We start from the raw sequence: 26,145 nt of genomic DNA, 5'->3' as shown, positions 1-26,145 counted from the left end.
ACATCTGCCTATTCTAGCTTATAAAGGGTATAACAAGAGCGGATTTGGTATGACTATGGCTGTAGCAAAGGCTATGGCTCCTATTCCCTTCCCCAGCCCTTTCGAGTAACTAATCTTACAAAAAATTAGTAATACCCCTAAACTGAGTGATCCGTTCACTTGATTTTGTACATTAGAGTTATCCAATATTGAAGCAACGAAATAACTAATCACGGCATTGCTAAAGCTAGAGAGGGAAGAAAGCAGCAATGCAGCTAATAATAAGCCAATCATCCAGCGTTTTTGCAGCCCTGCTTTTGCCTGACTAAAATTTGTTTCTATGAGGGTTGCCCCAGTAAAGTTCGTTCCTCGGATATCACAACCCCTAAAAATTGACCCTGATAAGTCCTTTCCAGCAAAATTTTGACCCCGAAGACATTTTCCAGAGAAGTTTCTTTCTCCTTCGTTATAGCGTTTGATTAGTTCGGATGCCTTCATTTTTTTCAGTGAACAGTGAGCAGTTATCAGTGAGCAGTGAGCAGTTACAGTAATTTGTAGGTTATTAAAGTACACTTTAAGGAAATTATCTGAAAATTGACAGGTAGTTATACATAGATAAAGTCACCTGTATAAACCTAACACTGCCTCCTGCCTCCTGCTTCCTGACTTCTGACTTCTGACTCCTAACTCCTGACTGATAAATAATCTATGCAAATGAAAACCACCATTGTAAAATACAGACATTAATGTAAGCAGTGTAAATTCTCTACAGTGATTGGTGATTGATATATGCAAAAGGAGGAATCTTAAACTTGATATCGAAAAAGCCTTCCCCTTGGTTGATCCCCGTGGGTAAACACCATCCAGAAAATCAACTGTCTCTCTTTTGCTTTCCACCAGCAGGTTCGGGTTCCCTGTTTTTTCGCAACTGGCCTAAAATATTACCAGATACTATAAATGTTTGGGCAGTCAGGTTGCCTGGACGCGAAAGTCGTGTCAAAGAGCCTTTAGTAACTCAGTGGAGTGATTTGATTGAGCCGTTAGTACAAGAATTTTCTGCCCATTGCCAATCCCCCTTTGCTTTGTTTGGTCACAGTCTAGGCAGTTTACTTAGTTTGGAGGTTGCTTACCAATTAGGCGATCGCTTTGGTTGTTTTCCCGAGTATTTAACGGTTTCAGGAAGAAACCCACCTCATACACCTTGCAAGCACAGAGACTATAAGGGGTCTGACGAAGACTTAATTGAGGACTTGAGAGCAGATGGAGGCACACCAGAAGGGGTGTTACAAGAACCTGAGCTAATGTCCATAATTCTGCCTATTTACCGGGCAGATTTGCAACTTAACGAAGAGTACGAATATATTTCTAGAGAATCATTACCCTGCCCCATTTTAGCACTGGTGGGGGATGCTGATGAGGCAGTCAGCCTTGAAGAATTAAAGGAGTGGGAGAAGTATACTCGGGGAGAGTTTAAGTTTGAGAGTTTTCCAGGGGGACATATGTATTTAACAGAGGAAGAACAACGGGTTGCAGTTATTCAATCTTTGGTAAGGTTTATGCAAGTATGATTTTGATATTGTTGTTCATTATCTCTAGTCTAGAAATCTAATTACAATATTAGTATCGTTAAACAAAATACTATCAAACCTATTTATATCTAATATTAAACCCATCAATAATGAGCATTTTGATGGGTTACAATGTATCTTATATTAATCAGTTAGTTTAACATTTTATCTTAGAGATTAGTTAGCCAAGTAACTAAACCTTGTCCAGTTAAAGTTTCAAATGCTAATAACGAAATAAAACCAATCATAGCAAGACGGCCATTTAGTTTTTCCGCATATTTGTTAAACCCAAATTGTTGATTTTGGTCAACATACATTTTAGGTTCAATAGCATAGTTGTTTAAACGGCCTTGCTCTTCGGTTACATAGCTGCGAGAAGTCATAAATTTATTTTTTATTAAATACCTACATTAATAAATGTAACACAATGTAACGAAGTGTTGCAAGATATTGACTTATGGAGATAGTAGTGCTTCCGAACCAAAACTAATTAAGAAATGGTCAAGATGAAGAATATATCTAGGTTTCACAGTTTTCTCAATTAATGTGGTAATGTGGGGCTAACCGTACAAACTGTTTTATTCACGATAAACCAAGACGGGGACTCTTTTATAAGCAGGAGTTTGCGATCGCTTATCTAGATGTGCTTTCATCAAGTTAATCCACCAAAACTAGATAAGTGACTAGACAAAATTAATTGCACAAACAAACAATAAATAGGTATGCTATGAATGGTGAGAAAAGGCTGTTAAAAAGAGTTAATTTGCTGATTAAATATATCACAAGAAACCTATTGATAGTTCAGTATATTCATCCTAATTTACCAATTAATTTGTTAAATTCTAAAGGTTTTTTACCACTGATTTTTAACATATTTTCTGGAGTATCATGAATTTTAGGTTGTTTTTTTTCTCTGGTTGGCATCTTGTTTAGTTTAATATTTTTAACACTAATAAAACGATATTTATATCCATTAAGAAAATTAGATTCTCCCCAAAACGACTTACCAATCTTTTGACAATAATACACAAAACATTCTGCACCTTTAAGTTGTTGAATTACCTCTCTGTTATCAGCTTTACCTGCTTTCATTTCAATAATAACAATAAATTTTCGCTTATTTTTATGATAAATAATAATATAATCAGCCCTTTTACACTCTCCTTTCTTTCCCTGAAAGATTGTTTTAGGTGCCTCAAATTTGTCTGCATTAATAACAATAGTATTTTTAGAAATATTTCTAATAATTATTTCATAATCACCTTGAGGTTCAGGTAAAATAACTTGCTTTTTTCCATAATTATCTATCAATTTAATTCTTGCTTCATCTTCAATCATTTCATCAAGAATATTCAAATCATCGGAACTATATACCATTATTCCTCTCCCCAGATGATTTCTTCTTGAATACGGTTCATTGTGTCAATTGCTGTATCAAAACTGAGAACCTCAATTCCTAAATCTGGGGTAATATTTGCTTCTGTAATAGTGTTACAATTAGTTCTTCTTTTATTACCTTCTAATAAAGTTAATGTACTTTCAGCTACATAAACTTTAACTTGATTAGTTGTTAAAAGTTCTTCTTTTATATAACCCTCTTTTTCGGCAATTTCTTGAAGATAAGGTTGATCTTGATTCAGCATAATAAGGGTGTTTAATTCTTTGATAATGTAATCGCTATGAGTGGTAATAAAAATTTTAATACCAAGGTTAACTAACCTTGCTAATAGTCGTGCAACTCTTCTTTGATTTTCTGGATGTAAATTTAATTCTGGTTCATCTATGATTAATAAGTCTCCTTTTTGTGCTTGGTGTTTAATATAAAATCCAATATCTAATAAAGAACGAACTGCGCTAAAACTTTCATCCATTGAAAGTCTTGTTTTTTTACCTTTTGGAACATAATAAAGTTCATCTGTTGGGGTAACTAAATAACTTCCTCCTATGATATCTGTAAAATCTTCAATTAATTCAGGGTATTCATTAAAAATAAAACTTTTTTGCTTGGCAATTGATTCTATTTTTCTTGTAAATTCTACATTACTTTTTATGGGTAAAGCATAATCATCATAATTTTTTGATAAAAGTTCTAGGGGGTTAATATCCTTGTCAGGTTGACTAATTTCTTCCAGTAAGCGGTTACGAGCAAAATTGAGTTCTTTACGAAAAATTCCTGTTCCTGTTCTTTCTGCACTAGCAATAAAAGGACGCGGAAAAAATGAAGAAAAAACGACATCTTTAATGGCATCACTAATGATCTTTTTAATGACTTCTTTGGGTAATCCAATATTTTTTTCTTCTGATAATAAATTTATAATTAAGTTTGTATCATCATTATTTTTAGAAATAAAAAATAGTTCTGTACTTCCTGTACTAATAGATTGTAGATGAGCTTGATCTAATTTGTTATCTTTGGTATCAAGTTCAATTGTAAATTCTGTTTGTTTAAAATAATCTTCTGATGACCCAAAAACTCTTGGTAATAATTTGGTATAGTTTTCGCAAGCTTCACCTATAATTGTATTAATGTTATCCACATATTCTGATAAGTCAATTGTAATGGTTCCTTTGTCTAATAAAATTTCTATTTGTTCATCACTAATCTCAACAGAAAAGGTTTCTTCCCACAATAAAAGAAAACCAAATAAGGCATAAGTTGCGTAGGTTTTTCCTGTATTATTTCCACCACAAATAATCGTTAGATTACCTAACGAAAACTCTGCTTGTTTTAGAACTCCAAGGTTTTTTACTTTTACCTTCAATCGGTCGCTCCTTTTGGTCTTAGCCTCAAGTCTTTGATTCTAAATCATTTTGACCTCAAGGTACAGCATCAAGCAAGACAAAGAACCTATTTTTCCAATTAACTTAATACAATCAATAATGAATAGGGCTTGACAAGCTCCGCCCCATAGCCGTAGAATAATAAAAGTAAGCTTCATAATGCAAATCTGTGCAATTTTGAAATCTGAGTCAGTATTTCTATTACGAGACATATATTATCAAAGCATTAATATGAAGACAGTGAGTTTGTCAAGGAAAAAGTAACTTTTTTGTACTAATCATCAACAGCGTAAACCAAGACGGGGACTCGTTTATAAGCAGGAGTTTGCGATCTCTTATCTAAATGTGCTTTCATCAAGATATTAGCTTCAGGATAAAACATCAACGCTGCACCCTGTTTAATTTCACCGCAAATAATCTCAATATTATCTAATTTTCCCCCATCTCCTGTTACTGTTACCCGTTGATGCTCATTTAAACCAGCTTTTTCTACATCAGTAGCGTTCATTAGGATACAATAACGGTGAGGCATATTACGATAGGGATCATCGTTACGATAGACAACTGTATTATGTTGACGATAGCTGCGTCCGGTGATTAACGCAACCACCACCCCAGAAAAGGGGACAGACACGCCGAACTCTGAATGTTGGGGTAAAGTAATAGTGGGCAAAGGAGTTTCTTGCATCATCGCTTTACCCGACGCTGTGGGAAACTTGGGTTCAGTAAAAATGCGTCCTGAAATAGTAAATTCTTCTTCAGTTTCGTCTATGTCTGCAATTTTTTCGTAACCGGGAATGGTTTCAGAAATAAGTTTTCTCACGTAACGAGTGTCTTGTAACTTGCGCCAGTCTACGGGATCATCTCCTAAGAGACGATGGGCTAATTCTGTGATAAAGTCTATTTCTGAGATAAGATCGGCATTTTTTAGGTGAGTTTTCCCCTCATCATTCAACCTGACAAAATTATTCCCTGACTCAACGGTGGTTTTACGGGGGTTTTCAAACCTTGCATAGACGGGAAGGATAAGAGTATTTTCTGCTGCGAGGCCGTGAAAATGTCCTAAGTTGGGTTTGGTGGAGAGATAGATAACGGTTTCGATGTTACCTAAAGCGCGTTTTGCTTGGGTTAAGTCGGGGTTCGCTGCATAAAGATTTCCTCCCAAACATAACAAAGTATCTACTTTATTGTCATCTGCTGCATCTATCAGCGATCGCGCGTCATAACCTGGGATACGATTAAGGGCTCTCCCTAATAACCTTTCTAATGCTTCTTGGATCTCTTTTTTGAGGTTGTTTGTCACCCCCATCGATCCGAAACCTTGTACATTAGAATGGCCACGAATAGGCATTAACCCTGCACCTAATTTTCCCACATTTGCGGTCATTAATGCTGTGTTAGCAATACTAAAAATAGTTTCTACACCGTGTAACTGTTGCGTCACACCCATGGCCCAAGCAAAGACTGCACCTTTTGCTTTACTAATAAGAGTTGTAGCAGTTTCTATGTCTTGCTGAGAAACACCACAAGTCTCTGTTATGGTTTCCCAGGAAGTTGCTTGAGACTGTTGTAGGATAGTCTGCCAATTTTCTGTATAATTTTGCAAGAAATCTTGTTTAACTAACCCTCTTTCTATTAAAGATTTTTGTATTCCCACAAAGATAGCGAGATCGCTACCCGGATGGGGTTTTAAGAATAAGGATGCAATGTCAGATCCTGGGATCAGGGACTTGACGGGAAATGCAGGAGATGCGAACTTTTTTAACCCTATTTCTTCCACGGGGTTAATAACGATAACTGTTCCCCCACGATCCCGTATTTTAATTAACTCATTCATCAACCGGGGATGGTTTGCTGGTGCATTGGAACCCACCAATACCAGACATTCTGCAGCTTTTAAGCTTTCCAAACTGACTAAAGATGTCCCTGTACCAAACACGGTTTTTAAACCCACTGCTGAGGCACGATGGCACAAATCAGAACAATCTGCTAAGTTATTAGAACCAAGCGATCGCATCATTAATTGTAGGAGATAAGCTGCTTCATTAGATGAACGTCCGGAACTATAGGATGCAACGCGTTGAGAAGGTTTACGAAATGCTGTTTCAACTAAGTTATAAACTTCATTCCAACTAATGCGTTGATAATGGCTTTCACCCTTGCGTAGAATAACAGGAAATGTTAAACGGCCTAGTCTATCTGCTTCTTGTGAGGTTAACTGTTGTAAGTCTGTGAGGGAATATTGTGCAAAAAAGTGGGGTGTTATTCCTGGTTGTAACTCCGATGATATTGCTTCGACGCTTTTGACACACCGTTGTAAGGTTTCCCCGACTTCGTTACTAAACCCACCTTTTTGTCCACCGGTTCCCCACGCGCAAGATAAACAAGCACTTTTGTGAAATAGGGTTTTCCAGAGTTGCACCCCATCAGCAGAAAGGGTGTAATTTGCCCAGTCTTCTATTAAGGGTAAACCACCTCCCATTGTTTTGCCAGGGTGTGAGGTTAAGGGGTTATTATCAGGTTGGTTAGGGGTGTCCACGGTAACTGTTTAATGTTTGATATTTGGACAAAAAAGGGACAAGGTGTTGAAGAAGGAGTCAGGAGTTAGGAGTCAGGAGTCAGCAGTCAGCAGTCAGCATTCAGCATTCAGCATTCAGCATTCAGCAGTCAGGACATTGTTTAATTATTAATATTAATTCTAACTCGTGAGTTCGTAGTTGAGTTTTTCTTAGTAGATAATAGGGGTAAGAGACAAAATAAAATTCTTTTGCCTCTTGCCTATTTTAACGGGTTAATTCACACGTTAACCAATTGGTTTTTTGGGGAACTATTGAACTCAACATTTATATCTTTACCAGCATAGGCCAAGATATAAAGATCCTTTAAATCATTCATTAACGGATAACGAGGGTTTGCCCCTGTACATTGATCATCAAATGCTTGCTCTGCTAACACTTCTAAAGACTCATAAAATTGTTGATCTTTTTCCCCCAATACGTCTTTAATGGTCAAGGGAATATCTACCTGACGTTTGAGATTTTCTACTGCTTGGATTAACCTTTCAACCTTCTCATCTTCATTGTCTCCACCAAGGTGCAAATAATCAGCAATTTGTGCATATCGGAACTTTGCATTAGGGAATTTATACTGAGGAAAAATTGCTTGTTTAAAAGGTGCATCGGTGCTGTTATAACGGATAACGTGGGAAATCATCAGCGCATTAGCTAAACCATGAGGCACGTGAAAAGTAGATCCTAATTTATGAGCTAAGGAGTGACAAATTCCCAGGAAAGCATTAGAAAATGCCATACCAGCGATGGTGGCTGCATAGTGAACTTTTTCCCTTGCTTTTGTATCTGCTGAGCCATTTTTATAGGCACTGGGAAGATAGTCAAATAATAGTCCGATCGCTTTTAAGGCTAACCCATTGGTAAACTCGGTGGCGAATACAGACACATAAGCTTCTAAAGCGTGGGTTAAGGCATCAATTCCCCCAAACGCGGTTAAACTTTTCGGCATATTCATCACTAACTTGGGGTCAACAATAGCCATATTCGGGGTCAAAGCATAGTCAGCTAAAGGATATTTAATACCTGTTGTTTCATCTGTTACTACGGCAAAAGGAGTTACCTCAGATCCAGTTCCGGATGTAGTAGGAATAGCCACCATAATTGCTTTTTCTCCTAATGGTGGTAAATCATAAACCCGTTTCCGAATGTCCATAAACCGCATGGCTAACCCTTCAAATTCGATTTCTGGGTGTTCGTACATTAACCACATAATTTTAGCGGCATCCATAGGCGATCCCCCACCAATGGCGATAATAGCATCAGGATGAAAGCTATTTATTAACGCTAAACCTTTATTTACAGTGCTTAAAGTTGGGTCTGGTTCAACATCGTAAAAAATGTCATATTTAATGTCCATTTCTTCTAAAACTTTTTCCATTTCTTCGGTTATCCCTAATTCATAAAGGGGTTTATCTGTGACAATAAATGCCCGTTTTTTCCCTGTTAAATCTTTTAATGCCACAGGTAGACAACCGTATTTAAAATATACTTTGGGAGGAACTCGGAACCAGAGCATATTTTCTCTTCTTTCCGAGACGGTTTTAATATTTAATAAATGGTTAATATTGACATTTCCGGCAATGGAATTACCACCCCAACTACCACATCCTAAAGTTAAGGAAGGATCAAGACGGAAATTATAAAGATCCCCGATCGCTCCAACAGATGTAGGAATATTAATTAAAACTCTGGCTACTTTTATTTTGTTTTCAAAGTATTCGATGTGCTGATGATTATCAGGATCGGTATATAAGGCAGCTGTATGACCACGACCTGCAAATTCTACTAATTGATAGGCTTTCTCTACTGCTTCTTTGAAATTACTACCTTTGTACATTCCTAAAATGGGGGAAAGTTTTTCGTAGGAATATGGCTCATCTTTTCCTATTTTTTCTACTTCACCTATTAACAATTTGGTGTTTTCAGGGATGTTTATATCAGCTAGTTCTGCTAATTTTGTAACAGGTTGTCCGACAATTTCTACGTTTAGTTTACCGTTAATAATAATGGTTTTACCTAACTTTTCCCGTTCTTCTAGACTTAGAAAATAAGCACCTCTTTCTTGAAATTCCTGTTTAACTAATTCGTAGATTTCCTCTTCAACAATTACTGCTTGTTCCGAAGCACAAATCATCCCATTATCGAAGGTTTTACTGAGAATAATTGAAGAAACTGCTGTCTTAATATCTGCTGTTTTATCTATGACTGCAGGGGTGTCTCCCGAACCCACACCAAGGGAGGGATGTCCTGAAGAATAAGCCGCTTTTACCATTCCAGGACCACCAGTTGCTAAAATTAATTTAATATCGGAATGCTGCATTAAAGCTTGAGATAATTCAATGGTAGGTTCGTCGATCCAAGCAATAATATTCTCTGGACATCCTGCTTTTATCGCCGCTTCTAAGATAATTTTGGCAGCTTCAATAGTAGATTTTTTTGCTCTTGGATGGGGGGAAAAAATAATGGCGTTACGGGTTTTTAGGGTTAATAAAGCTTTAAAAATAGCTGTGGATGTAGGGTTAGTGGTGGGAACAATACCTGCAATAATTCCCAGAGGTTCAGCTATTTTTTGAAATCCGTAGGATTCATCTAATTCGATGATACCGTAACTTTTTGCGTCTCTATATTTATTGTAAACGATTTCAGAGGCAAAATGATTTTTAATTACTTTGTCTTCAACGATTCCCATTCCTGTTTCTTGAACCACCATTTTTGCTAATTGAATTCTGGCAGAGTTAGCAGCAATAGAAGCTTTTTTGAAAATATAATCTACTTTTTCTTGAGTAAATGTAGCGTACTGCTCTTGAGATTCCTTTACTTTGCTGACTAAATTCTCTAAAGCTTCTATGTTATTGACTATCATCTGTAAATTTCCCTAATATTAATTTAGACCACACTTTATATTCTAGCGTTTATATTATTAAATAAATCTTAGTATTTTGATTACATTTATTGTAAAAATTTAATGTATATTTAAAACTTTTTAAGTGTTAACAAGCTACATTATCATTACCAGTATGGGAACTCCTATATGGATTTTTTAATATTTAATCAACCAAAATGCCTCATCTCGAATATATAAAGGATTACTGTTTGCTGGAGGAGCAATCATTTTAACTTCTTGGGTTAAAGAATTGTGTTCAACTTTCCAGTTAGTATAATCATTAGATTCATCTTTTTTCTCTTCCGAACAACCATAGGTTACTTTTTCAATTTTTTGATTATAAATTTCAAAAAATCTCCCACAATCTTGTGGTAAAATGATAATGACTAATAGACGATTTTCTTGATTAGGATATAAAGTTACCGTACTAGGTTGTTTAACCCCATTTGCAACTCTTCCCCAAAATTGAGCTATTGCTGAGTAGCTTTTTTGTCTAGGTTGAGGATTGACAATTGCTATTTTATTCAGCAATTGAAAATTATTTTCCATGTTCCATAACTCAGAAGAATTAAACAATAGAAATAAACTCGCCAAGTAACTTGTTTTAATGTTCATAATATCAAGAGAATTACTAAATCAATACTCAAATAGCACAAGCTATCTAAATATTTGAATATTAATAATATAACAGTTTTGACTGTTTGTTAGCTTATCTACCAAAGGAAGTAACTTATTATCAATGATTATCCAAGACGCAGAACTTTTTTTATTTGAATTACCTTTCATACAAAGCTATAAAACCAGCTACGGAAAAATGAATAAAAAAAGAAGTATTATTGTTAAACTATTAACATTAAGTTTATCGGGTTATGGTGAAGCGTCAACATTACCTTTTCCTTTCTATTTACCGGAATATACCGATACATCTTATATTGTACTAAAAGATTTGATCATTCCTCAAATTATTGATCAAACTATCAATCATCCTAGTGAAATTAATCAATTGTTATCTCACATAAAAGGCTATGATTTTGCCAAAGCAGCAATAGAGACTGCTTTATGGGATTTGTATTCACAGCAACTTAACACACCCCTTTGGCAACTTTTAGGAGGAAAAAATAAAGAAATAGAAATAGGGGGATCTGTAGGGATTATTCAAGATATAAATAAACTTTTAGAAACAATCAGTTTAAAGCTAGAGCAAGGTTACAAAAGGATTAAGCTAAAAATAAAACCTGGTTGGGATATTCAACCTCTAGAAATTATTAGGAATCAGTTTCCTAATATTCCTTTACTTGCTGATGCAAACTCTGCTTATACATTAAAAGATATAGATTTATTAAAAACTCTAGACAATTTTAATTTGATGATGATAGAACAACCTTTAGGTTGGGACGACATTATTGATCATGCAGAACTACAACAACAAATTAAAACCCCTATTTGTCTAGATGAAAGTATTTTATCTGTAGAAGATATGCGGAAAGCAATTAAACTAAACGCTTGTAAAATTATTAATCTTAAACCTGGAAGAGTTGGGGGACTTATAGAAGCTAAAAAAATACACGATTTATGTCAAAAAAATAATATTGGGGTGTGGTGTGGTGGAATGTTAGAATCTTCCATAGGTGCATTTTTTACCCTTTCTCTTGCCACTTTAGATAACTTTATTTATCCCGCTGCATTAAATACAAATGACTATCTAGATAGCATTGTTACTTATAAATGTCTTGCAGAAAATGGAACCTTAAAAGTCCCCAATTTTTTAAGTGATTTCAAAGTAGATGAAGATAAATTAATACGATATACAGTAACGCAGTATTCTACGAGAATACAAAGATGATTATAAGTAAATACTTACCTGCGATCGCTATGTTTTCTGTTAGAACACCTTGTGCAACCCAATGTACGGAAAATTGATTCTGATCATCTATGATATTAATTGAACGTATTAATTGTCTCCTAAAACATGGAAACTATCACCATTCCCCAAGGATTTAAAGTAACATCAGAACAATTTGAACAGCTTGCTTCTGCTGAACAATTAGCACGAATGGAGTTAACGAAAGAGGGAGAATTAATTATTATGAGTCCTACAGGGGGAACTGCAGGAAGAAAAAACAGCCGTTTAATTCAACAACTTAGAAATTGGGCAGATAGAGAGGAAATAGGGGAAGTTTTTGACTCTTCTACTGTGTTTATCTTGCCTAATGGTGCGAGAAGAAGTCCCGATGTTAGTTGGATTCAATCAGATAGGTGGAATCAATTAACCACAGCACAACAAGACGGTTTTCCACCACTTGCACCTGATTTTGTTATCGAATTAGTTAGTCCTAGTGACATCAAAAATCAAAGATACAGTGATTTACAGGCAAAGATGCAGGAATATGTAGATAATGGGGTTAAACTAGGTTGGCTAATCGAACCGTCAGCTAAAATAGGAGAAATCTATCGCTTAGGACAAAAAATAGAAATTTTAAACCATCCTCAAACTCTATCAGGAGAAAATATTTTACCTGGGTTTATTTTGGATTTAACCAAGATTTGGTAGTTAACTTAACAAAGTTTAAACTTTTGCGAATAACCATAGACAATATTACCTCAGTGTCGGATGATATAACTATCCAGTTATATAGCAATGGTTATGGTTAAGACTCCTGTTAAACCCGATCAACCGAAACCAGGAACAAAAGCACCTGATAAAGAAACTCTCCTCACTCCTCGTTTTTATATTACAGACTTTGAAGCAGCGGCTAACCTATCTTTAACAGAACAGGAAACCGAGTTAAACGCGATGTTGACGGAAATGCGCAACGACTACAACCGTCATCATTTCACTCGAGATCAAGAATTTAAGACCGGTAACTGGGATCATTTAGATGAAACCACAAGAGAGGGATTTATCGAATATTTAGAAAGGTCTTGTATTTCTGAATTTTCTGGTTTTTTACTTTTCAAAGAATTATCCAGAAAACTCAAAGGCCGTAATCCCATTTTATCAGAAATGTTCCAATTGATGGCCAGAGATGAAGCCCGTCATGCAGGGTTTTTAAACAAGGCCATGTCCGATTTTAATCTATCATTAGATTTAGGAAAAGTTACTCAAACTCGTACTTATACCTTCTTTCCTTTGGAATGGGTTATTTACACCGTTTATCTTTCCGAAAAAATCGGTTACTGGCGTTATATCATCATTTTCCATCATTTAGAAAAACACCCAGAAAAGCAGTTTTATCCTATTTTCAAGAAATTTGAAAACTGGTGTCAAGATGAGAACCGTCATGGTGATATTTTCACCGCTTTACTACGTTCTCAACCCAAACTTTGGAGTACCTGGAAAGCGCGTCTATGGAGTCGTTTTTTCCTCTTATCTGTGTTTGCAACCCATACTTTAACGGTACATGAACGTGCTAGTTTTTATGAGTCTTTGGGGTTAAATGCAACGGAATTTGATAAGGAAGTTATTAAAAAGACCAATGAAACCGCTGCCAGAACATTTCCTAGTGTTTTGGATGTAGATCATCCTCAATTTTATACTCGTTTACAACGGTGTTCTCAACGCAATTTCAAAATCAAAGAAATTGGAGAAACTAAAGCCCCGAAATTTGTGAAACTCCTGCGTAAATTGCCTCTAATTGCTGGTATTGTGGGAGATTTATTCCGTGTTTATTTAATCAAACCCATCGATGCTGAAGCTTTACGGGGAACGGTTAAATAGGGTTAACTTAATCATAATCTTCAATAAGTTGTGAAAGCTTGTTTGTACAAGCTTTCTTTTTGTGTTATGATAGTTGACATACGCTCCAGTATTCTGTTTGTTCCCCGTTCCCTAGCCACATGGAGTTGTTAAGAAGGGCAAAATATAAAATATGTGGATAAAAACAAAGGTTTGTTTCTACGATAATCTTTGTTGAGCAACTATTTCTCTACTTACCAAGATACTTTTCCTTGTAACTTTTTAATTTTACTCTCTCCAATACCTTTTACCCTTGTTAAGTCTTCTAAAGATTTGAAAGGTTTAACCTTGCGTTCGTCAATAATTCTTTCTGCGAGGGTTTGTCCGATTCCTGGTAGTGTTTCTAATTCTTGTAAGTTTGCTGTGTTTATATTGATAATTTTTACCAAATTTTCTGGAGATGTCTGTGTCAATAATGTAGGACAATTTTCAATATCTTTTTTAATTTTATTATTAATATTTTCAGGAATTCCTAAAGTCGAGTTATTATATAGTCTATTAAATTCTTGTTGATAATGCTCTGCTATAAGCGGATTCTTGATTACTAATAGAGTCTCGTCGTTCTGATAATTTGCTGAAGCTGACCAATTGTGAGAACCCGTAATCACAATATTATCATCAATAATAGCAAATTTATGATGTAATTTATCTCCTTGGGGAAGATTAGCAACCCCGACTGTATTCGCATTTTGTTTCCAGGGTTTATTATCTATTTCGTACTTACAATTATTACTCAAAGCAACCCCTAGCATATCTAAACCTTCGCTGTAATGACGAAAAATAAACTCCGAATCGATCAAAGTTTTTATTTTTATACCTTGACTATTTTTTATTTCTAAAGTATTTGCTATATTTTGATCGCTAAAAACAAATAAAGCTAAATTAACAGAAGTTTTAGATTGATTTAAGATACTACTAATTAATCCGTTAGTGGTCATGTTCCATTCTTCTTTAGAGGAATTAGGAGAAAATTTAACCGTAACTTGTGATTGTCCAATGTTGATAGTCTTTGGTGGCCTTTTTAACTTATTAAGTCCAAATTTACTGTCTTTTTTTCCTCCTTTTCCGTCTCCCCACATCAAGTTGAATTCTTCAGTAAAAAGTTGAGCTAATTGTGGTGAATTGATTCTTAATAAGTTATTGGCGTTTCCTCTGGTTTGATTATTACTAAAATCTCCATGAATTCCACTTAGGGTAAAATTAGCTGAACCTGTAATTATAATTTTACCATCAATAATAATAAACTTATGATGCATTAATCCTGTCCCTTTGGAACCATCTTCTGTATCATCAATAATAGGGATATTACCCTGACTTAAAATAGTAAAAATATCTCTTTCCTCAAGTTCTTTATTGCTCAATACTTTGTCATTATTCACATCAATAAATTTTAGATACTGATCATATCGTTGTTTTTCTCTTGGTTCCATCTGACGAACTATTTCTGGAGGAAAATTATCCAAAGATAGATTATAATCATTTTCTAAAATAATTCTTATTTTTATCCCTTTTTTTGCTTGTTCCACTAAAGCTTTTGCAATATTGGGAAGACGAAATTCTTGAACAGCAATATCAATGGTTGATTGAGCAGAACGGATACCATTAATGATAGTATCTTCTAGATTATCTCCAGGACGATTAATTTTACGATAAGGATCACTATAATCAGCACCTTTAGCTTGATTGAGGTTAAAATAGACCTCGATGAAAGGATCTTGGGTAATCGGTTGCGATCGCTCAATTCTTAGAGAATCATCACAAGCAATTAAAGACAAAAACACCCACAATAATATGCTAACAAACTGTAAACTTTTCTGATAAAATCTTTTCATAAGGGATAGTTTTAGGCATTGTCTATAAACTTTAAACTACTCAACTTATTATATTAATTAACAAGTTATAGCTCTCCTTTGATTCAATAAAGTTAACAATGTCTAAAAACCTGAGAAATTCAAACCAAATCTAATCAATTATCAGTTATGGATTTATTGCGATCGCTTCCCATTGGACTCTATCTAGAAAACCCATTCACTCTCCTACATAAACTTGATCCAAGAGTTAAATTAGCTTGGTTATTATCCTTTCTTTTGGCCCCTATTTTATCCACACCCCAATGGCGATTAGTTTTGGTAGGAATTTTAATGATTATCACTTTAATTACTCAAATTCCTTGGAGAGTTTGGAAGCAGCAAATGGGATGGTTATTAATAGTAACCTTGTTAATCTCTGTTATTACTACCCTATCCCCCGATGGGTTAGGTGTTGTTTCTCAACCGAGATTACCTGCAAGTGACTTATTATTACCTCAACCCACCGATTACAATTATGTTTTAGTGGATAAAGGTAAATTATTTATCACTCGTCGTTCCCTAGACTTAGGTGTAAGAATTGGTACTTTGATTTTTATTTTAGTATATAGCACTAACTTGTATCTATTAACCACTGCACCAGAAGGAATTACGGCAGGATTAGACAATTTATTATCTCCATTACGTCGCTTTAAAATTCCCATTACCGAAATTTTATTAACTCTAACCTTATCCTTAAGATTCATTTCCTTAGTATTAGAAGAAGTACAAAACTTAATGAGATCCATTCGTACTCGTGCGATTAACTGGAAAAAATTAGGCATAAAAAAAAGCTTACAAGTATGGTTAGTCGTGGTAGAAAAACTACTAGAAAACCTACTAATGCGTGCTGAAGAAATTGCGATCGCTATGGAAATTAGGGGTTTTATCAGTCCCAACCAACATCAAGTAGAATGGCATCAATTACGTTTAGTAAGAGGAGATTGGTTAGCATTAGGATTACTAATTATTTTTTGGTATGGACGTTTGATATGGGGTAATGTGTAGAATGTAGACTCTTAGATTAATCTTGTCTAAATTATACATTTTCTTCTACTATCAATCCTTTTGAGAATGTTCAAATAGATAACCTCGTCCACGAATAGTTTTAATTTTTTTACCTTGAGGATCGTCAATTTTCCTGCGAATTTGGCCAATGTGAACATCTACTTTTCTTTCGACTCCTACCTCACGGTTATCACCCCAAACTGCAGAAATTAAATCACTTCTTTCCCAAACTTGGTTAGGATGGGTTGCCAGAAAATACAACAATTCAAATTCCAAAGCGGTTAGGGGTAAAACTTCATCACCAAGGGTTACTTCACACCTACTGGGATCAATGTTTAAACCGTCAATAGTGAGAGAATTATTTGGGGTATTGAGGTTAATTTCCTTACCATTGTAGCGTTTCAATAAAGCCCCAACCTTAGCTTTAAGAATTTCTAAATTAAAGGGTTTAGTTAAATAATCGTCAGCTCCTTGTTGAAAACCTTCTAAGACATAGCTAGTGTCTGTCATACAGGTTAACATCAACACCAAAGTGCCAGTTTTACGAATCTCTTTACAGAGATTAAATCCACTTTCATCAGGCAGATTAACATCTAATATAGCTAAATCAGGGTTAAATTGTTTAAAAAGCTGCCTAGCTGTTTTGCAATCGGTAGCAACTTCAATTCTATAATTGTTATAGCTGAAGAATCGAGAAATTAACTGACCAATAGCCGGATCATCATCAACAATTAAGATTTTAGAGCGAATAGAATTGACTAGCATAGATGTATTTAGGTGATAAATGGTAGCAGTCATAAGTCAAAGAAGTTAGAAAATATATTAATAAGAATTTTATCGATTATATTTCACCCATAAGAAAAAAATTAAAGAGAAATTTTATTATTTTTTGCTCTCAATACAGGTAGAATGGTCTGGTAAGACACAAAAAGAGATTATCGCTTTTTGGTAACAAAGTTACTCCCTAAGTTAGCACGGCAAACAGAAGAAACTCGTCAAACAAACTAAACTCAGGAAATTCCTGAGTGCCTCTTAAATTAAGACTTCTGTGTATTCGTCGCTGTTTGTTTATTTTCATCAATGACCAGATCATCAAACTCTTTTTTTTATCGTCAAGAAACCACGCCAATAATTGACGTTTTAAACACTCTAAAAAACAAAACCGACGCAGCTTTTTATGTTCCTGGGCATAAACGAGGACAGGGAATCGGAAAACCTTTGCGGTATTTGTTGGGAGATACAGTATTTAAGGCTGACATACCAGAATTACCAGAGTTGGGAAACTTATTCGCCCCTGATGAAGCCATAGCCACTGCCCAAACATTAGCATCTGAAGCTTTTGGGGCTAATCAGACTTGGTTTCTGGTTAACGGGTCAACCTGTGGGATCATTGCTGCCATTGTGGCAACTTGTAACCCTGGAGACAAGATTATTGTACCCCGTAATGCCCATCAATCTGTCATTATGGGTTTAATTATCTCTGGGGCAGTTCCTATTTTTCTCAATCCTGAATATGACCCCACTTGGGATCTTGTTTTGAGTATCACCCCAGAGGCTCTAGAAGATGCTTTACAAAGAAATTCTGGAGTCAAAGCTGTTTTGCTGGTTTACCCCACCTATCACGGCGTTTGTGGGGACATTGAGTCCATAGCCACCATAACCCATCGTCATAATATTCCGTTATTGGTGGACGAAGCCCACGGGGCCCATTTAAAATTTCATCCCACTTTGCCCCCTTCTGCTTTATCGGTAGGCGCGGATTTAACCGTACAATCCACCCATAAGGTGTTAGGGGCAATGACTCAAGCTTCTATGCTACATCTACAGGGCGATCGCATCGACCCCCAGAAAATAGCTCAGGCATTACAATTAGTAGAGTCTACCAGTCCCAGTTACCTATTATTGGCATCTTTGGATGGGGCGAGACAACAAATAGCTTTAGAAGGGGAAAAATTACTAACTCAAACTATCGATTTAGCGCAATTAGCTGTAGAAAATATCAAGAAAATTAACAATTTATCGGTTTTAGAATTAACAGAAAAGCGACCAGGATTTCACCATTTAGACATTACTCGCTTGACGGTTAATGTCACAGGTTTAGGTATAACTGGTTTAGAAGTGGATGATATTTTTAGAGAAAAATTAGAAGTCACTGCTGAGTTACCCATGTTATCTCATTTAGCTTTTGTGATTTCTATCGGCAACACAAAAAAAGATATTGCTAAGTTAATTAATGCTTTTCAAAGCCTCAATAACTCTTTTTATTCCTCGTCTCATTCCCTATGTTTTTCCTATCCTCATCTCCTTAAACCATCTCCTTTAAAGTTATCTCCCCGCGACGCTTTCTTTGCCAGTAAAAAGCCTGTTAAAATTGAGCAAAGTATCGGTGAAATAAGCGGTGAATTAATTTGTCCTTATCCACCGGGCATCCCCGTGTTAATGCCAGGAGAAATAATTACTAATGAGGCCATAGACTATTTGAAACAAATAAAAAAATTAGGGGGAGTAATTTCTGGTTGTACTGACACTAATTTAGAGAAGATTGGCATAGTGGAAGACAACAGTAAAAAACTTTTTTAAATATATTATTTCCAGATAAAATACTTCGTATCTATTTAATATTAATTGATCTCTTTAGGTACATCAACGTTAGAAAGATTTGCTAAATAATTTAGGTGTTGAGTACGAATTAACTCAGTAAAATTTAGAATAGAACGCCCTTCAATTTTCGCAGTGTTTTCTATTGCTTCTAAGAGATTTTGCGCCGCTTGTACCTCTGTATAGCCTCTTCTCAAAGCAACTTTAATGGCAGCTTCGTCCGTATCTAATTCCCTTTGAAAACTGCGATTATCTCGCCAAATTTGTCTAATAGCAATAGATGCTAAACCACCAGAAATGATTATTCCTACTCCATCTCCTTGACTCGTTTCTACTATTAATCCTACGATTCCAGCTAAGGCAATTAATTGATTGAGATCGGGTTTAAACCAACGAATGTTAATTAGACGACTGGTAGCCTTTAATATTAATAAATCTCGTTGACCTCTTGGTAGCCGTCGCCATAAATCAAAGTTAATATAAATAGGACGGCTTTCTCGATTCCAAGGGGGTGTAAACGGTGCGTCAATGACCTTTGACTGCTGGGGTTGACTAACAATTTTAGTTAACATTCTCCCAGAAGCAGGCATCATATCTAATAAACGGCTAATCTCAGCATCAATACTCATAAAAAAATAGCCAAAACCCTTACTCTATTATTGAGTATAATGGGTTTTGGATGTACCGTCTTTAATAAAACAACTTTCTAAAAGTTGAATTTTGTATAAATACCAAAAGCGTCTCGTCTCCCAAACCATAGGTTGATTAGGATCACATAAAGGTTGATTAAGATAAGACCAAATAGCAAGTCCAATATGTTTTAAACGCCATAAGTTCATTGATGATCTCATTGTTACTAAATCCCTAAATAATTTTTAAAGTTAAATCATTCAATACTGTTTCAGAATCCTTGGTTATCATTATTAAATAACCTTGCTATCATTAATGTGACAGATTAAGTGTGAATAGTGCTTGGTGGCAAATACGGAAGATTTTACTAAGATATACGCATAATAGGTATTTCCCCCCATACTAGCTTCCACATAACCCTTTAAAATCACCACGATCCTCGACATAACTAGGTTTGAAACTTTTATTTCTCCCAAGATTACCACTGCTTTGTTTATTAGAATCGAAGTCTTAATAATATTTTTAATTAGTAAATATACTTATTTTTCCCAATACTGTGAAGGAGAATATCAAAAATTAACATTTTTTAACATAAATGCAGTCAATTACTAACTTTTTGTAAAAATTATAAATCCGAAATTGGGTTACTAACTTTTTGTGCGAGTAATATCCACAACAATTTGACCGCTAAAGTCGGGAATAGGAGGATTGATCTTAGTTAGTCTTACTCTGACTTGACTAAGATTTGGTAAAGTGAGAATGTCTTGAGCGATTATTTCTGTTAACTTTTCAATCAAAGCAACTTTTGTCGTTTTAATATGATGTTTAACAACGGCGATTGCCTGTCGATAGTCCAAAGTATCATCGAGATTATCGCTGATACCAGCAGTCTTTAAGTCCACCCCTAAAGTTAAATTTACTTCAAACCATTGACCCAAAACTTGTTCTTCGGGTAAATAACCAGTATAACCGTAGCAACGAATCCCACTCACTTCAATAAAATCCATTTTAGTTATTTGTTGAATGCAAATATTTAGACAAAATCTAGGTTCAATCGCTATCATTGTTAATAGGATAATTCTAGTATAAATCTATGAGTCACTCACCGAATAACAATCTTTCCCGTGAACTCAAAACCCAAGTTACTATTTTAGGTAGTTTTATTACTATTTTTTGGGTTACTGAACTCATTGACATTTTTGTTTTAAAAGGAAGGTTAAATCAATATGGAATAAGACCCCATAGTTTGATTGGTTTACGAGGTATTTTATTTGCTCCATTTTTACACGGAAATTTGCCCCACCTAATCAGTAACACTGTCCCTTTTCTAGTCTTAGGATGGTTGGTTATGTTGCAGAAAACCAGCGATTTTTGGGTCGTCACTGCATTGACGATGATAGTAGGAGGTTCAGGAGTATGGTTGTTCGCTTCTCCCAATTCGATCCATATTGGTGCCAGTATTTTAATTTTTGGTTACCTGGGATTTTTGTTGTTAAGAGGTTATTTTGAACGTAATTTTATCTCTATTTTTCTGTCTGTTGTAGTCGCTTTCTTTTACGGTAGTTTGGTGTTAGGTGTTTTACCCACAGCATCAGGAATTTCTTGGCAAGGTCACTTATTCGGTTTTTTGGGTGGTATCTTAGCTGCTAAACTAATCGCCACTGAAAAGAAACATTATCCTTAAAAATCTGACTCGATAGACATAACTCCATCAAATTGATTTGTGGAATAATTAGCCAAACTTATAGTTATTGTCAATCCTCTTATAAAGCTCATAACAGGTTATGTCTCTGGCAATAATGTTATAGTTTGTAAACCATTTCGATTGATCGCTGTTATGATCTGGAGACAAAGTAGGGAATTTCTATCTCCTTCACCCGTTTATTATTAAATCGAAAAATAGTTTTTATAATTAATTACTGAATATGATTCAAACTAACTCCCTACAAACTTGGAAAGGATTTCACTGGGCATTTTTCATTAACATTCAGGGACTGATTATTTGTTTACAACGTTTTGAGAAATATGTCATCGAAGAAGACATCCCTAAAGCTAAAATCGAATTAGAGACAGCTACCCAACTGATGTTAGCTTCTGGAGCTTCTATGCAGTTAGCAGGAAGTTTTAGCCGACAAGAATACGAAAACACCATCCGTCAAACTATGACTTATCCTAATGTTCGCTCAGAAAACTTTAGTGGTTTAATGTCATGGGAACACGCTTCTTCAATACAACTGTGGAAAAAACTAAAACCCATTTTTGAGAATTTACCGTCTCCATTGAAGCCACATCACGAAAAATTTGTGGCAGCCTATTTTAGTTTACTTAATGCTCATAAAGAAGTCTGTAAAAAATTTGGTGGAGACGAATCAGGCAGCATCCGTTTTGGTAGTACAAAAGCCGTCGATACCCTAGAAAAATTTGGTCATGCACGAGCCAAACTAATCAACCAAGATCCACCAAAATAAAGTCCCACTAAGCTTCTTTCTGAATAGCGTCTAAAACCTGAGAATGAATTGTCCCATTAGTAGCTAAAACCCCATGATTGTTACTCAATTTTGCCCCCAAGGAAAAATCTAAAGGTTTACCCTCCAAATCTGTTACCTTTCCTCCTGCTTCTTCCACAATAATCACACCAGCTGCATGATCCCAGATATTTTCTTTCTTGTTTTTGAATTGTGGTAAAGGAACTCTAGTGTAAAAATGAGCCTCCCCTTTGGCGATCGCCCCATATTTAACCAAAGAATCCATCTGTTTTGCTGAATAAGTTAGGCCCAAACGGCGATCAACAGACGTTTGTACTCGGCGATCGCTGTGGACAGATTCCACGCTTTCGATACGGTACAACTGCTCAAATTTTGAAGATGGATCAACTTTAATCTTTCGAGGGTTTCCCCCTTCCAAGGGTATTTCTGTGGCCCCTTGACCTCGAATAGCTAAGAAAATTACCCCTTTCCCACCATCTTCTCTCGGAAAAGCTGGACACCCTAATATCCCCAATTTTATCTCTCCCTCTTCCACCAAAGCCAAAGCGACGGCGTATTGATTTCCCCGAATAAACCCTTTAGTACCATCGATGGGGTCCAGTGTCCAATAACGTGGTGCTACTTTGCCGTTTCCCCAGTTGATCCAATCAATCACCTTGTCTGGGGTTGCCGTAGGAATACTTTGTTGTACCTGTTCAATAATTTGCTGACTTACCCCCTCTAACTCCGGTTTTTGTAAGAGGGTAGCATCTTCTTCTCCAATCACAGGATCATCAGGAAACGCGTCCATCAATCCTTGACAGAGGATCGCCTGTGCGCCGAAATCTGCCACCGTTACAGGACTAGTATCAGCTTTTTCAACCGCTTTACCACCGTTGGTTTGTTGGACTCGTTGACAGAGTTTAACTGCTTGTTTGACTATCCTCAAAGATAATTCTTTTTCTGGTTGATAATTCATTTTCTAGCCAAATTATTGATTATCTATTATCCATTAGATCACGCACCGCATCCACCACACGATTTAACCCCACAGAATTAGATGCTTTAAATAAAATTCGATCGCCTGGTTTAATCACTTTTTCTAACCTTTGTATTAACTGTTCGTGGGTTGGGAAAGACTCGGTTTCAAGAGTTTTGACCCCTTGGACAATAGCTTTAGCTTCTGGATCATCCACTAAAATAAATAGACCATCAATAGCCAATTTTTCGGCCGTTTCCCCCACTTCTTGATGCAATTGAGCAGAAGTTTCTCCCAATTCCTTCATGGTACCCAGAACCGCTAAATGGCGGCTTCCTGGGGTATCCTTGAGCAGTTGTAAAGCGGCTTTCATGGATTCTAAACCAGCGTTGTAAGTTTCGTCTAAAAGAATGACATCGTTTTTTAAGGAATATTGTTGCGATCGCCCTTGAGGAAGATTAACTGTCACCCCCTTGGTCAAAAGATTCCAGTCTAAGTTTAACTGTTGAGCCACCGCTAAAGCTGCTAAATAATTCAAGGCGTTATGACGACCAGGCAAAGGTAAAGGAAAATTCCTCCCTTCTACCCTTAAGATGTTATTTTCTAACAATTCCCCTGTAATATCTCCCCCTTCTAATCCATAGGTAATAGTTTCACCTTGCCACACCGTTGAAGCTGTTTTCATCAATCGTTGATCATCATGATTAAGAATAGCCACGCTATTTTTGGGCATTTCCGCTAATAATTCGCACTTTGCCTCAGCGATCGCCTGTCGTGATCCCAGTCGTCCAATGTGTGCTGTTCCCACGTTGGTTATGATTCCAATGGTAGGGGAGGCAATTTGACTCAATAAAGCTATCTCTCCTTTTCCTCGCATGGCCATTTCAATCACAGCGTAGTGATGATTTTTATTCAATCCTAAGAGGGTTTTGGGTACGCCGATTTCGTTATTATAATTAGCTTGAGTTTTATGAACTTTTCCGTAAACTCCTAATACACCAGCAATTAGTTCTTTTGTTGTGGTTTTGCCCACAGAACCTGTAATACCGATGATGGGAATTTCAAGTTGATGTCGCCACCAATTGGCAATTTCTTGATAGGCTATCAAAGTATCTTTAACAACAATTTGTGGTATTCTCTTAGTCGATTTTACAGATATCTCATGATCGACAATTACCGCAATTGCTCCTTTTGAAATTGCATCTTCTACAAAGCGGTGACCATCGAACTTATCTCCTTTTAAAGCAATAAAAAGATCATCTGATTGTATTGAACGGCTATCAGTATTTATGTTATTTATTGTTTTTTGCAATAAATCTGTAGAGGTTTTTTCTACGGTGTTAGATAATATTTTTGGGATTTCACTGAGAATCATAGGGCTAAATTGCAATAACTAGTGAGCAAAAGATAGAAAATTTACTGAATAAAATAATTGGACAGTCTGTGATCAAGATCACATACAGAATGTGTTTGTTTCCGTTACCTTAAGGAATGTCTTTACAAAATAAAGTCGATTGAGTAAAGTGTGTCTATCAGTAAAATTAATCGAAGTAGGTTAACTAAGAAAAGATTAATTGAACTTGAAAGAGGATACTGTTCTAGAGCCTTTCCTAGATTGTCACAATTGGGGAAGGAAAACAATAACCGCTGTTGATTCCAACCAAACAACTAAAAATACTCAAACAAATACAATCATTAAACCAAAAGCGGGCGATAAACTTACGCACTAAACGGAATTTTACGACCCCAGGTTGAACTAATCAATTAGAATGGGTTGACGGCCATGAATAACTTATCCCAAAGTTACCCAAGGCGACAAGGATCTCAAGAGGATCAAGTCGTTTACGACTATTTTTTACAGCACATCAGAACCGATACCCCAGGTCAGTTGGTGGAGGATTTTCGTCGGTTGTTTATCGAAGGGCGAGGGTTTCGTGATCCCCAGATCTATATTGCTGTAGAGAAAATCGTCAAACAGAAAAATAACGAACATCAATTTAACTACTTCTTTAACCGTTGTTGCCATATTTTGATTAACCATTGGCAGATGGATGTCCAGTCTCATGCTGCCATTCCTGAGTTAGTTGGACTGTTAGAAAATCTTTCCCCTCCTCGGAGCGGTTATCAGAGTACAGCTAATCGAGTCAGGTATCTGGTAAAAAACTTTACTCAGTGCGACGAGTATCTCAAACTTCAACGGTTAGCACGAGTAATTAACAACAAACTCAACCCCGACAAATCGAACCTGGTAGGTAACTTAATTCATCGTTATCCTTATCTATACAATCATTGTTTGCTAGGAGAAGAAAGTAGTCAAGAACACCAACAAACCGTCAGAAAAATTAAAAATCAAACTGAAAAACGGTTTGAAGTTAATCTATCCCGCTATGTAACCTATAAAGTGAGATTGGCGAGAGTTTCCCGTAGTGGCGATTTAGAGCCACAACAAGGACGCATTATTCGTCCCGTCAAAAACCCCACCCTTCTTAGAGATAAAGAGTTAAACCAGGCTCTGAAGCATTACGTAGGAACAGTTGATGGCGGTTATACTTACAAAAATTTATCCCAGAATTTTTTGAGTCAGACAGTTCATACTCAAAGCTTTGGGCGTTACAAAGACGACCTTTATGAGTACATTCTCACATCCTTAGACCCAAAGTATTCTAAAGGACAATTTAACAAAAATCTCTACCAATTACTACAAAATACACTCCCTGAATGTAATCACCAAAAACCTACCGAGTTCTTGATGTTGCGTACTGCTAGTCAACTAATGAACTTCTTGGTGGTTGAAAATGGCAAGAAACCAGACCACTATGTTTTTGTGGATATGATTTCTAATATGGGAGTAACCCGTACGATGGGTTTATTGCTGAAGGTTGTTTTAGTTTCTAATAAAGTCAAACCTTATTTAGAGAAACGTTTTTCTATACTTTTCAACCATTATGAGTCTTTTACTAAAGAGGGGGTTCCTTGGTTGGTTAAGTCTCTGGAAAATTTACAATTAGCGTTTAGTGTGCATTTTGGTAAAGTAGATTTATCCTGCGTGACATCCTCCCACGCTAACTGCTAAGAGCAGTATAGCGTGGGCTTCCCAACT

23 protein-coding genes are annotated in these 26,145 nt (G+C 36.0%); 9 read left to right on the top strand and 14 right to left on the bottom strand.

Annotated features, from left to right (window positions below; all coding sequences use genetic code 11):
* Positions 1 to 18: 18 nt before the first annotated feature.
* Entirely contained in the window at positions 19 to 477 is a 459-nt protein-coding gene (locus P9B04_RS18160; RefSeq protein ID WP_342056387.1) for a pentapeptide repeat-containing protein, read from the bottom strand.
* Between the two features lie 314 nt (positions 478 to 791).
* Here P9B04_RS18160 and P9B04_RS18155 point away from each other — a divergent pair, with 314 nt between their 5' ends.
* The gene (locus P9B04_RS18155; protein ID WP_342056386.1) at positions 792 to 1,547 is read left to right on the top strand and encodes a thioesterase II family protein; all 756 of its coding nucleotides are present in this window, start codon (positions 792 to 794) and stop codon (positions 1,545 to 1,547) included.
* A gap of 170 nt (positions 1,548 to 1,717) precedes the next feature.
* Here P9B04_RS18155 and P9B04_RS18150 read toward each other — a convergent pair whose 3' ends face one another.
* The 6 genes from P9B04_RS18150 to P9B04_RS18125 all read right to left on the bottom strand — a co-directional run bounded on the left by P9B04_RS18150 (position 1,718) and on the right by P9B04_RS18125 (position 10,397).
* Positions 1,718 to 1,930 carry a chlorophyll a/b-binding protein gene (locus P9B04_RS18150; protein WP_342056385.1) on the bottom strand — a complete coding sequence of 71 codons (213 nt, stop codon included), beginning with the start codon at positions 1,928 to 1,930 and terminating at the stop codon, positions 1,718 to 1,720.
* Positions 1,931 to 2,357: 427 nt separating this feature from the next.
* Positions 2,358 to 2,924 carry a hypothetical protein gene (locus P9B04_RS18145; RefSeq protein ID WP_342056384.1) on the bottom strand — a complete coding sequence of 189 codons (567 nt, stop codon included), beginning with the start codon at positions 2,922 to 2,924 and terminating at the stop codon, positions 2,358 to 2,360.
* On the bottom strand, positions 2,924 to 4,309 hold the full coding sequence (locus P9B04_RS18140) for an AAA family ATPase (RefSeq protein WP_342056383.1): 1,386 nt from the start codon (positions 4,307 to 4,309) through the stop codon (positions 2,924 to 2,926). Before P9B04_RS18140 ends, P9B04_RS18145 begins: the two co-directional genes overlap by 1 nt.
* A 293-nt stretch (positions 4,310 to 4,602) precedes the next feature.
* Positions 4,603 to 6,810, bottom strand: a complete 2,208-nt coding sequence (locus P9B04_RS18135) for an FdhF/YdeP family oxidoreductase (RefSeq protein WP_342056388.1) — start codon at positions 6,808 to 6,810, stop codon at positions 4,603 to 4,605.
* A 314-nt stretch (positions 6,811 to 7,124) separates the two neighbouring features.
* Positions 7,125 to 9,761 (bottom strand): bifunctional acetaldehyde-CoA/alcohol dehydrogenase, encoded by a 2,637-nt coding sequence (gene adhE / locus P9B04_RS18130; protein ID WP_342056382.1) that lies wholly within the window; start codon positions 9,759 to 9,761, stop codon positions 7,125 to 7,127.
* 177 nt (positions 9,762 to 9,938) lie between these two features.
* Positions 9,939 to 10,397 (bottom strand): hypothetical protein, encoded by a 459-nt coding sequence (locus P9B04_RS18125; RefSeq protein WP_342056381.1) that lies wholly within the window; start codon positions 10,395 to 10,397, stop codon positions 9,939 to 9,941.
* 124 nt (positions 10,398 to 10,521) lie between these two features.
* Here P9B04_RS18125 and menC point away from each other — a divergent pair, with 124 nt between their 5' ends.
* The 3 genes from menC to acsF all read left to right on the top strand — a co-directional run bounded on the left by menC (position 10,522) and on the right by acsF (position 13,500).
* Positions 10,522 to 11,625: an o-succinylbenzoate synthase gene (gene menC, locus P9B04_RS18120; RefSeq protein ID WP_342056380.1), complete on the top strand. Its 1,104-nt coding sequence runs from the start codon at positions 10,522 to 10,524 to the stop codon at positions 11,623 to 11,625.
* Between the two features lie 126 nt (positions 11,626 to 11,751).
* Positions 11,752 to 12,333 carry a Uma2 family endonuclease gene (locus P9B04_RS18115; protein WP_342056379.1) on the top strand — a complete coding sequence of 194 codons (582 nt, stop codon included), beginning with the start codon at positions 11,752 to 11,754 and terminating at the stop codon, positions 12,331 to 12,333.
* A 93-nt stretch (positions 12,334 to 12,426) separates the two neighbouring features.
* Positions 12,427 to 13,500 (top strand): magnesium-protoporphyrin IX monomethyl ester (oxidative) cyclase, encoded by a 1,074-nt coding sequence (gene acsF / locus P9B04_RS18110; RefSeq protein ID WP_342056378.1) that lies wholly within the window; start codon positions 12,427 to 12,429, stop codon positions 13,498 to 13,500.
* Positions 13,501 to 13,712: 212 nt separating this feature from the next.
* On the opposite strand, the gene P9B04_RS18105 is transcribed toward acsF, so the two are convergent.
* Positions 13,713 to 15,350 (bottom strand): DUF655 domain-containing protein, encoded by a 1,638-nt coding sequence (locus P9B04_RS18105; RefSeq protein WP_342056377.1) that lies wholly within the window; start codon positions 15,348 to 15,350, stop codon positions 13,713 to 13,715.
* Positions 15,351 to 15,497: 147 nt separating this feature from the next.
* On the opposite strand from P9B04_RS18105, the gene P9B04_RS18100 reads away from it, so the two are divergent.
* The gene (locus P9B04_RS18100; RefSeq protein ID WP_342056376.1) at positions 15,498 to 16,373 is read left to right on the top strand and encodes an energy-coupling factor transporter transmembrane component T family protein; all 876 of its coding nucleotides are present in this window, start codon (positions 15,498 to 15,500) and stop codon (positions 16,371 to 16,373) included.
* 51 nt (positions 16,374 to 16,424) lie between these two features.
* Here P9B04_RS18100 and P9B04_RS18095 read toward each other — a convergent pair whose 3' ends face one another.
* A complete protein-coding gene (locus P9B04_RS18095) occupies positions 16,425 to 17,171 on the bottom strand; it encodes a response regulator transcription factor (protein ID WP_342056375.1) in 747 nt (248 codons plus the stop codon).
* 282 nt (positions 17,172 to 17,453) lie between these two features.
* On the opposite strand from P9B04_RS18095, the gene P9B04_RS18090 reads away from it, so the two are divergent.
* On the top strand, positions 17,454 to 18,953 hold the full coding sequence (locus P9B04_RS18090; protein ID WP_342056374.1) for an aminotransferase class I/II-fold pyridoxal phosphate-dependent enzyme: 1,500 nt from the start codon (positions 17,454 to 17,456) through the stop codon (positions 18,951 to 18,953).
* Between the two features lie 41 nt (positions 18,954 to 18,994).
* Here P9B04_RS18090 and P9B04_RS18085 read toward each other — a convergent pair whose 3' ends face one another.
* From P9B04_RS18085 to folB, 3 genes are all read right to left on the bottom strand, one after another.
* Entirely contained in the window at positions 18,995 to 19,600 is a 606-nt protein-coding gene (locus P9B04_RS18085; RefSeq protein ID WP_342056373.1) for a DUF3318 domain-containing protein, read from the bottom strand.
* A 27-nt stretch (positions 19,601 to 19,627) separates the two neighbouring features.
* Entirely contained in the window at positions 19,628 to 19,810 is a 183-nt protein-coding gene (locus P9B04_RS18080) for a hypothetical protein (protein WP_446718018.1), read from the bottom strand.
* A 438-nt stretch (positions 19,811 to 20,248) separates the two neighbouring features.
* On the bottom strand, positions 20,249 to 20,608 hold the full coding sequence (folB, locus tag P9B04_RS18075) for a dihydroneopterin aldolase (RefSeq protein WP_342056371.1): 360 nt from the start codon (positions 20,606 to 20,608) through the stop codon (positions 20,249 to 20,251).
* 86 nt (positions 20,609 to 20,694) lie between these two features.
* Here folB and P9B04_RS18070 point away from each other — a divergent pair, with 86 nt between their 5' ends.
* Both P9B04_RS18070 and P9B04_RS18065 read left to right on the top strand, forming a co-directional pair.
* Entirely contained in the window at positions 20,695 to 21,285 is a 591-nt protein-coding gene (locus tag P9B04_RS18070; protein ID WP_342056370.1) for a rhomboid family intramembrane serine protease, read from the top strand.
* Positions 21,286 to 21,526: 241 nt separating this feature from the next.
* On the top strand, positions 21,527 to 22,069 hold the full coding sequence (locus tag P9B04_RS18065; protein ID WP_342056369.1) for a siderophore biosynthesis protein: 543 nt from the start codon (positions 21,527 to 21,529) through the stop codon (positions 22,067 to 22,069).
* Positions 22,070 to 22,076: 7 nt separating this feature from the next.
* Here the strand turns inward: P9B04_RS18065 and P9B04_RS18060 are convergent, their stop codons facing one another.
* Positions 22,077 to 23,045 carry a 3'(2'),5'-bisphosphate nucleotidase gene (locus P9B04_RS18060; protein ID WP_342056368.1) on the bottom strand — a complete coding sequence of 323 codons (969 nt, stop codon included), beginning with the start codon at positions 23,043 to 23,045 and terminating at the stop codon, positions 22,077 to 22,079.
* A gap of 19 nt (positions 23,046 to 23,064) precedes the next feature.
* A complete protein-coding gene (locus tag P9B04_RS18055) occupies positions 23,065 to 24,420 on the bottom strand; it encodes a UDP-N-acetylmuramoyl-tripeptide--D-alanyl-D-alanine ligase (protein ID WP_342056367.1) in 1,356 nt (451 codons plus the stop codon).
* A gap of 408 nt (positions 24,421 to 24,828) precedes the next feature.
* Here P9B04_RS18055 and P9B04_RS18050 point away from each other — a divergent pair, with 408 nt between their 5' ends.
* Positions 24,829 to 26,118, top strand: coding sequence for a hypothetical protein (locus P9B04_RS18050; RefSeq protein WP_342056366.1), 1,290 nt, complete (start codon positions 24,829 to 24,831; stop codon positions 26,116 to 26,118).
* The last annotated feature ends 27 nt before the right edge of the window (positions 26,119 to 26,145 follow it).

The organism is Crocosphaera sp. Alani8 (genome assembly GCF_038442745.1).
Classification (GTDB): domain Bacteria; phylum Cyanobacteriota; class Cyanobacteriia; order Cyanobacteriales; family Microcystaceae; genus Crocosphaera.
This window is presented reverse-complemented; position numbering and strand designations above follow the sequence as displayed.